The 9,672-nt window shown below is 65.6% G+C and carries 9 protein-coding genes and 1 pseudogene; 4 read left to right on the top strand and 6 right to left on the bottom strand.

The features are described 5' to 3' along the window. Together fliI and fliJ are read left to right on the top strand one after the other, a co-directional pair. Window positions 1–162: pseudogene (gene fliI / locus VGV07_RS24180) on the top strand (flagellum-specific ATP synthase FliI); the annotation flags it as partial. 28 nt (window positions 163–190) lie between these two features. Further along, complete coding sequence (fliJ, locus tag VGV07_RS24175) at window positions 191–604, top strand: flagellar export protein FliJ (protein ID WP_055046077.1); 414 nt, start codon at window positions 191–193, stop codon at window positions 602–604. Window positions 605–668: 64 nt separating this feature from the next. On the opposite strand, the gene VGV07_RS24170 is transcribed toward fliJ, so the two are convergent. After that, the gene (locus VGV07_RS24170) at window positions 669–1,745 is read right to left on the bottom strand and encodes a PRC-barrel domain-containing protein (protein ID WP_326871287.1); all 1,077 of its coding nucleotides are present in this window, start codon (window positions 1,743–1,745) and stop codon (window positions 669–671) included. A gap of 203 nt (window positions 1,746–1,948) precedes the next feature. On the opposite strand from VGV07_RS24170, the gene VGV07_RS24165 reads away from it, so the two are divergent. Further along, on the top strand, window positions 1,949–2,503 hold the full coding sequence (locus VGV07_RS24165) for a DsbA family protein (protein WP_414649993.1): 555 nt from the start codon (window positions 1,949–1,951) through the stop codon (window positions 2,501–2,503). A gap of 368 nt (window positions 2,504–2,871) precedes the next feature. Here the strand turns inward: VGV07_RS24165 and VGV07_RS24160 are convergent, their stop codons facing one another. Together VGV07_RS24160 and VGV07_RS24155 are read right to left on the bottom strand one after the other, a co-directional pair. Continuing rightward, entirely contained in the window at window positions 2,872–3,294 is a 423-nt protein-coding gene (locus tag VGV07_RS24160; RefSeq protein ID WP_414649992.1) for a GNAT family N-acetyltransferase, read from the bottom strand. A 50-nt stretch (window positions 3,295–3,344) separates the two neighbouring features. Further along, window positions 3,345–4,481, bottom strand: a complete 1,137-nt coding sequence (locus VGV07_RS24155) for a putative zinc-binding peptidase (RefSeq protein ID WP_326871284.1) — start codon at window positions 4,479–4,481, stop codon at window positions 3,345–3,347. Between the two features lie 126 nt (window positions 4,482–4,607). Between VGV07_RS24155 and VGV07_RS24150 the strand changes: the two genes are divergently transcribed. Beyond that, window positions 4,608–5,744, top strand: a complete 1,137-nt coding sequence (locus VGV07_RS24150; protein WP_326871283.1) for a hypothetical protein — start codon at window positions 4,608–4,610, stop codon at window positions 5,742–5,744. On the opposite strand, the gene flhA is transcribed toward VGV07_RS24150, so the two are convergent. The 3 genes from flhA to fliN all read right to left on the bottom strand — a co-directional run bounded on the left by flhA (window position 5,656) and on the right by fliN (window position 9,670). Next, a complete protein-coding gene (flhA, locus tag VGV07_RS24145) occupies window positions 5,656–7,785 on the bottom strand; it encodes a flagellar biosynthesis protein FlhA (protein ID WP_326871282.1) in 2,130 nt (709 codons plus the stop codon). The genes VGV07_RS24150 and flhA overlap by 89 nt on opposite strands. Window positions 7,786–7,956: 171 nt before the next feature. Further along, the gene (locus VGV07_RS24140) at window positions 7,957–9,327 is read right to left on the bottom strand and encodes a sigma-54 dependent transcriptional regulator (protein ID WP_326871281.1); all 1,371 of its coding nucleotides are present in this window, start codon (window positions 9,325–9,327) and stop codon (window positions 7,957–7,959) included. A gap of 55 nt (window positions 9,328–9,382) precedes the next feature. Then, window positions 9,383–9,670: a flagellar motor switch protein FliN gene (gene fliN / locus VGV07_RS24135; RefSeq protein WP_055877559.1), complete on the bottom strand. Its 288-nt coding sequence runs from the start codon at window positions 9,668–9,670 to the stop codon at window positions 9,383–9,385. Window positions 9,671–9,672 lie beyond the last annotated feature (2 nt).

Genomic DNA, 9,672 nt, shown 5'->3' with positions numbered 1-9,672 from the left:
AAGGGATCGGATCCAGGCGTGGACCGTGCCATCGCGATCAACCCGGCGCTGGAGGCGTTTTTGAGCCAGCAGCGGGAAGAGCGCACCTCGATTGCCGACGGCTATGTCATGCTGGAAGCAATCCTGGACAAGGTGGGCGAGACTACCGCGTCAGTGAAGTGAATGACTTGAGGTGTAAGGAGTACAAGTCATGAAGTCGCGCAGCGAGAGCCTGATCCGGCTTAAGAAGTTTCAGGTCGACGAGAAGCGCCGTCAGGTTACGCAGATCGAGATGATGATCGCCGATTTCGAGCGGATGGCCGCCGAACTCGACCAGCAGATCGAAATCGAGCAGCAGAAGACCGGCATCTCGGATATCGCGCATTTCGCCTATTCGACCTTCGCCAAGGCCGCGATCGCCCGCAGGGATAACCTCCTGGCTTCGGCCAACGACATGAAGGGCAACCTCGAGGCGGCGCAGGATGCGCTGGCCGAGGCGGTGGAAGATTTGAAGAAGGTCGAGCTGCTGGACCAGCGCGAGCACGGTCGCGAGGCTGCGGCTGAAGCCAAGTCCGAGCAGGCGGAATACGACGAGATCGGCCGGTTGCGGCATATCCGCCGCTGAGCCATCTCGCGATCAGGCAATGAAAAGGCCCGCCGGAGCGGGCCTTTCGTGCTTGGGGAAGCGATTACTGCTGCGCGTCGGTCTTCAGCAGCTGGGTGTCGCGCTCGGCCTCCCAGGTGTCCTTGTTGTAGGCCACCGCCGTGTCGAGCTGGTCGCGCGTCACGTTGACGAACAGGAACTTGTCGCCGTTCGCATTGGTGGCGAAGCGCAGGTTCTCGACCGCAACCGCCACCGGCTTGGTACCGATGCCGAGGAAGCCCCCGAAATCGATGATCACCGCATCGACGGCCGTGCCGTCGGCGCCGAGGATCACGTCGCCGATCGCGCCGAGGTGCTCGTCGCCCGGGCCATAGGCATTGGTGCCGATCAGCTCTTCAGCGGTGAGCGGCGCGTCGGTCAGCGTGGCGCGATCGATCGGGCCGGTCGCGGGCGTGGCTGCGGGGGCTGCAGACTGATCAGCCGGAGCCATGGTGTCAGCAGGCTGATCAGCCGGAGCCATAGTGTCGGCAGGCTGATCAGCCGGAGCCATGGTGTCAGCAGGCTGATCGGCCGGAGCCATAGTGTCGGCAGGCTGATCGGCCGGAGCCATGGTGTCGGCAGGCTGATCGGCCGGAGCCATGGCATCGGCAGGCTGGTCGGACGGAGCCATGGCGTCGCTCGGTGCGGCCGCCTCGTCAGTGGTCTCGAAACCCGGAGCCGTCTCTAGTGCTTCCTTAGTGGTCGCCAGTACGAAACGCTCGCTGCCGTCCTCGGCGGTGACCCATTCGAGTTCGGCGTAATTTACCGCGACATTCTTCTCGCCGATACCAAGGAAGCCACCGACACCGATAATCACAGCGGCAATCTCGCCGCCTTCGCCGATCACGAGGTTGTTGACGTCGCCGATATGCTCGGCTTCCGCCGCGGCGGAGGAATAGACCTGCTTACCGATGATCTCGGTGGCGAGGTTGTCCTTGTCGGTGACGGTGTAGCCGGACGCGAGGATGGAGGTATCCAGCGGTTCGGCAGGTGCAGCCTCAGGGGTCGCGGGAGCCTCGGCGGCAGGGGCCTCGGTCGTTGCCGGGGCGGCGGCATCCTGGGCCATGGCGCCCGCCGTCAGCAGTGCGGTGAGCGCCGTAGTGGTCAGAAGGGTGCGGAACATTGTATCGTCCTCTGGTTCGTGCCTGTCATGAACAAGGCCGTGCGGCACATCGCTTGGCAGTGGAGTGCCGCACGGCCCGATAGATGGACAACGTCATCGGGACGCGACCGTTCCGAAAAGGTCGCGAACTTCAAATATCAATGTTCGATAGGCCGGGGGCTGCGGGCCGAGTAGCCTCGCGCTCCGCTTTTTTGAAAAGGAGTATTGCCGTGGCTGATTTCCGGGTCGATCCGCTGGTGTGGGGGCATGGACCGAAAGTGCTCGAGCTGTTTCTCGAGCCAACCTGCCCCTATTCGGGCAAGGCCTTCGGCAAGCTCGACGCGCTGCTGGCGACGGTGGGCGAGGACCAGCTGACGGTGAAAATCCGGCTTCACTCGCAGCCCTGGCACTTGTTTTCCCCGGTGATCGTCCGCGCGATCTACGCCGCCGCCAGCCTTCCCGAAGGCCGGGCCGCTGCAAAGCGGGTGATGCAGGCAGTTTACGAACATCGCGACGAATTCGAGTTCGAGCGGCACGCCACCGGGCCCAACCGCGACGCGACACCGAACGATCTGATCCGGCGGATCGAGGGCTATACCGGGCTCGAACTGATGGCGGCGTTCGACGAGCCGCTGCTCGACAAATCCACTCGCTGGGACGCCCGCTATGCCAGGCAGAACGGCATCCACGTGTCGCCGAGTTTCATGATCGACGGGATCGTGCAGGCCGATATGAGCAGTGGCGATGAGGTTTCGGCCTGGGCGAAGAAGCTGGAATAGATCGCGAATGGGCTGCACCGGGCGTAGTTGCCTCGCTCCGCCCCTGACCCCAACCACCGGCTGTCATCCCTGCGAAAGCAGTGACCCATTTGGCAGCCCGCGCCGGTGGATAGTTGGGTCCCTGCTTTCGCAGGGGATGACATCGTGGGTGGGGTGACCGCGGCGGGTCAGCCCGAGCCCAACGCGCTTGAATTATCGGCCCAAAATCAAAAAAGGCCGGCCCCGTTTTTCGAGGTCCGGCCTTCCACGCCTCCCAGCGTTCTGTCGAGGCGGCGAGCCGCCCCACGTCCAGCAAGCTAGCGGAGAATTGGCGGCAGCGCCCGGTCTACGGGGTTAACCGGTAAAGTTTGAGTTAATCCGGCAAGGGCTCAGTAAGTCTTCATCGCGAGGTGAAGGATGCCCGAACCATCGTCGAACGGCGCGCCAAAGGCGACGAAACCGAGTTTTTCGTAGACGCCGAGCTTGTCGTGCTGCGCGGTGAGATAGAACCGCGTCTCGCCTCTGTCGCGCGCCAGGTCCATGGCGTAGCGGAGCAGCCGGGTCGAGATGCCTTGGCCGCGCCACAGCCCGGAGACGACGACGCGGCCGAGCTTCACATGCTCCGGCGTCCAGATGATGCGCAGCGTGCCGACCACGTTGCCGGCGGCGATCGCCACCACATGGGTTGCCGCGAGGTCGTCGGCGTCGAATTCCTCAGCCTCGGGAATCCGCTGCTCGATGACGAACACTTCGCGGCGCAGCGCGAAGGCGGCATTGGCGAGCGTGGAAAAGACCGGAACGGTGATGAGCATGATGTCGTGCATCCTGCACACAGACCATATTGGCGGCGGCGGCTCCAGCCTCAGGTGCGCGGCAGCTCCGCCGACCCGTTAGGCACGTTGATCGGGACCGGGCCGGCGGGGCTGGGGACGGTCCACTGCACCGCGCCGGCGTCCCCTACCAGTCGGGCAACGAAGCCGAGCTTGGCAATCACCTCAGGGGTCAGGACGAACGGGTAGGCGTCGTGCTGGCCGACGGCGCGATTGAGATTGTTCATCAGCGAGGCCAGGGGAATCCAGTTCTCGATCAGCTCGTCGATACCGCCCCCGGCATAAGGGTCGAAGTCGAGCCGCGCGGTGAGTTCTCCCGATTTGTCGACCGATGGCTTCAGGTTGACGCCGAACGATGCGGCCATCTCGGTGGTGTCGACCAGGTGCAGGTAGTGCGCGAAGGTCTCGGCGAAATCCTCCCAGGGGTGCGAGGTGGCGTAGGCCGAGATGTAGTTCTGCTGCCAGCCGGCGGGAGCGCCATTGGCGTAGTGGTTCCCGAGGGCGGACTCATAAGGTGCGCTTTCGTCACCGAACAGGGTGCGGAATTCTTCGTGGACGGGGCGCCCGGCAACCAGCAGGTCCCAGTAATAGTGGCCTATCTCGTGACGGAAGTGTCCAAGCAGCGTGCGGTAGGGTTCGTTGAACTGGGTACGGCGATATTCACGCGCGGCGTCGTCGGCTTCCTTGAGCGCCAGAGTGATGATGCCGCTATCGTGCCCGGTCAGCACTGGCGCCGGCGCGATTTCCTCATTGAGGAACCGAAAGCTCAGGCCGTGCACCGGGTCCTCGTTGCGGGTGGCGAGCGGCAGATGCAGGCGCAGCAACGAATAGATCAGGCGCTTCTTGGCGCGCTCGATCACCTGCCAGCGGCCAAGATCGACCGGGTTCTGGATATCGGGGATCAAGCCGTTGTGCCGGCAGGCGAGGCAATAGGGATCGGCGCCCGGGGCATGCGGCAGCAGCCAGTTGCAGGCGCCGTGCGCCGCATTGGCGCAATAGACGAAGGAGCGGTTGAAGAACGCCGGCGCCACCCAGGTGGCCGGGCCGCCTTCGAGCGAGAACAGGTTGTTGGTGCGCGGTCCATAGCCGAGCGCCCGGCCGCAGCGCTCGCAGCGGGTGTTCTCGAAATAGAGCAGGTGACCGCAATGGTCGCAGCGGAAGAGCTTCATCGGGGCGGTACTCCTGGTCGCCAGCTAGCAATGCATGGATGGCGGCGCGGTTGCGAGCGCGTTGTCTTATATCGGTCTGTTAACGCGCCGGTCCGAGAATGGTGACTTTCCCGAAGGGCCCCAGTCATGTTGCCTGAGACCTGGCTACGCCACGCGCGGCGACCGCTCGTTATTGCCCTGTTCGCCGCGACGGCGCTCGCCACCTTGTGGCTGCTGTGGATCGCGTTGTTCGGTTCGGCTGTCGTGCCGCCCGAGGTCGGCTCGCCGGAAGCTGCCGGCGCGGTAGGGGATCTCGCCACCTATCGGCGCATTGTCGAGGCGATGCGGGGCGGGGAGGGTTACTATGAAGCGGCGCATGTGGCGCTGCTCGAAGGGGAGTACGGAACCCAGTCGGTCTTCAACTGGCGTACACCGCTCAGCGCCACGGTGCTGGCGGCGCTGCCGTCGCTGCAATGGGGGCAGGCGCTCGGCCTCGGCCTCGCGGTCATCGCCACCCTGTTTGCCTATCGGCTGGCGCGCGACAGCGCCGGGCCGCTGTTCGCCGGCCTCAGCGCGCTGGCTCTGCTGGTATCGCTGGCCAACCTGGGCAGCCCCGACGCAGTGCTGTTCTCCGACATCACGGCGGGTGCGCTGATCCTCTTGTCGGTTGTCGCCTATGGCGCGCGGTTGCCCTGGCTGGGCGTTGTCACAGGCGCGCTGGCGCTGTTCCTGCGCGAGCTCGCCGGGGTCTATGTCGTGATCTGCCTGGGGCTCGCCATCCGGCAGCGGCGTTGGGCCGAGGCGGCATGCTGGCTGGTGGTGCTTGCTGCCTACGCCGCATACTTCCTGTGGCACGCGCAGATGGTCGCGGCGCAACTCGGACCGCTCGACCGCGCCTATTCCGACAGCTGGCTGGCCCTCGGTGGCGGGACGTTCCTGCTTGCCACGGGCGCCTTCAACGGGCTGCTGAAGCTGCTGCCGCTGTGGGTTACGGCGCTGGTGCTGCCACTCGGGCTGCTCGGCCTTGTCGTCCGGCCGGAGGGCTTGCGCGCGGCGGCGACCGGCTTTGCCTATGCCGCGCTGTTCCTCATCGCCGGCAAAAGTTACAACAGCTACTGGGGCGCCCTCTATACCCCATTGCTGATGCTCGGCTTGCCTTGGGCGGCGGCAGCAATCGGCGACGGGTTCGCCGCCCTCAGACGCTCCCGATGGTCTTCAGCCGCACCCGCGGATGCACTTCGTTCTGGCTCATCACCACGGTCTGCGGGCGGAAGCGCTCGATGATGGCGCGGACATGCGGGCGGATGCCGGGGCTGGTGATCAGCACCGGGATTTCGCCCATCTGGGCGGCGTTCTCGAACCCCTGCTGAATCCCGACGATGAACTGCTGCAGCCGCGAGGGGGCCATGGCGAGGTGACGGTCGTTACCATCGCCGACCAGCGCCTCGGCGAAGTCGCGCTCCCATTGCGGCGACAGCGTCAGCAGCGGCAGGTTCCCATCAGGCCCCAGATTGGCGGCGCAGAGCTGGCGGGCCAGGCGGGAGCGCACGTGCTCGGCAATGGCCTGGGCAGTGCGGCCGGGGCCGGCAATCTCGGCGATGCCTTCGAGAATGGTCGGCAGGTCGCGGATCGAGATGCGTTCGATGAGCAGGGTCTGCAGCACGCGCTGTACGCCCGAAACCGAAATCTGGCTGGGGACGATGTCCTCGACCAGCTTCTGCTGCTCCTTCGACAGCCCGGCGAGCAGCGACTGCACGTTGGCATAGCTGAGAAGATCCGAAACGTTGGCCTTCAGCACTTCGGTCAGGTGCGTCGATATCACCGTCGAGGGATCGATGATCGAATAGCCGCGAAGTTCCGCCTCGTCGCGCAGTGCCGGCTCGATCCAGGTGGCGGGCAGGCCGAAGGTCGGCTCGGTGGTGTGGACGCCGGGCAGGTTGATCTCCTTGCCCATCGGATCCATCACCATCAGCTGGTGCGCGAAAATCTGGCCGCGGCCGGCATCGACCTCCTTGATCTTGACCTTGTAGTCGTTCGGCTCGAGCTGCATGTTGTCGAGGATGCGCACCGGCGGCATGATGAAGCCGAGCTCGGTGGCGAGCTGCCGGCGCAGCGCCTTGATCTGCTCGGTGAGCCGATCGGTGCCGGTATCGTCTTCCTTGACCAGCGACAGCAGTCCGTAGCCCAGTTCGAGCTTCAGCTCGTCGATCCTGAGGCTGTCGGTGATCGGGGCTTCCGTGGCGACCGGGTTGGCCTCGGCATGCTCCATGGCAGCCTCGACAATAGCGCGATCGGCAGTAGCCGTTTTTTTCCTGCCCGACTTGAAGGCGAGCCAGCCGCAGCCGGCGGCGAGTGCCAGGAACGGGATGATCGGCATGCCCGGCAGCAGCGCCAGCGCGCCGATGACGGCGGCCGACATGCCGAGCGCCTTGGGGTAGCCGGTGAACTGGGCGACCAGCGCCTTGTCGGCCGAGCCGGTAACGCCGGCCTTGGAAACGAGCAAGCCGGCCGCAGTCGAGACGATCAGCGCCGGGATCTGGCTGACGAGGCCGTCGCCGACGGTGAGCAGGGTATAGTTGTGACCGGCTTCGGCAAAGCTCAGCCCTTCCTGCAGCATGCCGATGACGAGGCCGGCAATGATGTTGATGAAGGTAATGAGCAGGCCGGCAATGGCGTCGCCGCGTACGAATTTCGAGGCGCCGTCCATGTTGCCGAAGAAGGCGCTTTCGGCCTCCAGGTTCTCGCGGCGCTTCCTGGCGGTGGTTTCGTCGATCAGGCCGGCCGACAGGTCGGCGTCGATCGCCATCTGCTTGCCGGGCATGGCGTCGAGGTTGAAGCGCGCCGCCACTTCGGCGATGCGCCCCGAACCCTTGGTGATGACGATGAAGTTGACGATGATCAGGATGGCGAAGACGACGACGCCGATGACGAAGTTGCCCCGCATCACGAAGTTGCCGAACGCCTCGATGACGTGACCGGCGGCATCGGTGCCGTTATGACCCTCGGAGAGGATCAGGCGGGTGGTGGCGAGGTTCAGCGCCAATCGCAGCATGGCGGCGATCAGCAGCACCGTTGGAAAGGCAGAGAACTCGAGCGGCGTCTGGATGAACAAGGCCGTCATCAGGATCAGGACCGAGAAGACGATCGAAATCGCCAGCAGCAGGTCGAGCAGCAGCGGTGGCAGCGGTACGATGAGGACGACGATGATCCCCATGATGCCGATGGCGAGCCCGATATCGGACGTGCCGAGCGACTTCCACAGCCCCTGCAGCGAGAAAGACGGCAGCTTCAGGCCGGACGGGCCGGGGGCGGAGAGATCAGCCACGGGTGGGCTCCGACGTGAGGACTACTGATAGAGACGGCCCCCTCCCGACCTCCCCCATGAAGGGGGAGGTGAAAAGTGGAGTTCGTGGCGCGATGGTGCCCAAGGCTGGATGCGGCACCTCCCCCTTCATGGGGGAGGATGGGAGGGGGCCGTCTGCCAGCAATTGGCCCCTCACGCTGCGGAGTTCCGCTGTTCGCCCGGGCCCGGCACGGCGACGCCTTCGTCGGCGTACTGGTTGAGCTTGTTGCGCAGGGTGCGGATCGAGATGCCGAGGATGTTGGCGGCGTGGGTGCGGTTGCCGAGCACGTGATCGAGGGTGTCGAGGATCAGGTCGCGCTCGACGTCGGCGACGGTGCGGCCGACCATGGCGCGCGAGATGGTCTCGGCGGTCTGGGCGGCCTGCGTCGCGACCGATGCCATGGCGACGACTTCGCTGAGGCCGGTGCCATCGGGCATCGAGATCGCCTCGGGGCCGATGATCTCGCCGCCCGACAGCAGCACGGCGCGGTGCAGGGTGTTTTCGAGTTCGCGGACATTGCCCGGCCACGGGGCGCGCAGCAGGGCATCGCGAGCTTCGGCCGAGAGCACCCGGCGGCCCAGGCCGTTCGCCTTGGCGTATTTATCGACGAAATGGTCGGCCAGTGCCGCAGTGTCGCCGGGGCGCTCGCGCAGCGGGGGCAGCTTAAGGTTCACCACGTTCAGCCGGAACAGCAGGTCCTCGCGGAAGCTGCCCTCCTTCACCGCCTCGCCGAGGTTGCGGTTGGAGGTGGCGATGATGCGGATATCGACCGGCACGGGCTTGGTGCCGCCGACGCGATCGATCAGCCGCTCCTGGATGGCGCGCAGCAGCTTGGCCTGCAGGCGGACGTCCATTTCGCTGATTTCGTCGAGCAGCAGGGTGCCGCCCGAGGCTTCCTCGAACTTGCCGATGCGTCGGGCGACGGCGCCGGTGAAGGCGCCCTTCTCGTGGCCGAACAGCTCGCTCTCGAGCAGCGCCTCGGGGATGGCGGCGCAGTTGATCGAGATGAAGGCGCGGGAGGCGCGCTTCGAGCGGGAATGGAGGTATTTGGCCATTACCTCCTTGCCGGTGCCGCTCTCGCCGGTGATCAGCACCGAGGCTTCTGACGGGGCGACCTGCTCGGCGAGCTTCACCACCCGGGCCATCACCGGATCGCGGAACAGGAAATCCGATGATTCGCGGGCGACCGCAGCGATGACGGCAGCGATCAGCTCGGCGTCGGGCGGCAGCGGGATATATTCCTTGGCGCCGGCGCGGATGGCGCTCACCGCGGCGGCGGCGTTGCTCTCGGTGCCGCAGGCGACCACCGGGATGACGATGCGTTCGCCCTCGAGCCCGGCGATCAGCCCGGCGATATCCATCATCACGTCGACCAGCAGCAGGTCGGCGCCGCGGCCGGCGCGCAGCGAGGCGAGCGCGATCTCGATCGAGGGTGCATGAGCCACCTTGGCGCCGCCATCCATGGCGAGCTTTGTGGCGGTGGTGAGCTGGCCTTCGAGGGCGCCGACGATCAGTAGCCGCATTGGGATTCTCGCGTTGTTGTAGAGGCCGCCTCGAACTTGTCCATCCGCTCGACCATCACGCCGCCTTGATGATTTCGGTCATGGTGACGCCGAGACGGTTCTCGACGAGGACGATTTCGCCGCGGGCGACGAGGCGATCGTTGACATAGATTTCGACGGCTTCGCCGACCTGGCGGTCGAGTTCAACCACAGAGCCGACATCCATCTTCAGCAGGCTCGCCACCGGCACCTTGGCGCGGCCGAGCACGACCGAAATGCGTACGGGAACGTCGAATACGGCCTCGAGGTCGGCGGCGGTCTTTTCGCCGGGCGGGGTGTAGCCCTCGCGGCCGGGTGCCGCCATTT

The organism is Devosia sp. (assembly GCF_035944845.1).
Lineage (GTDB): Bacteria > Pseudomonadota > Alphaproteobacteria > Rhizobiales > Devosiaceae > Devosia_A.
This window is presented reverse-complemented; position numbering and strand designations above follow the sequence as displayed.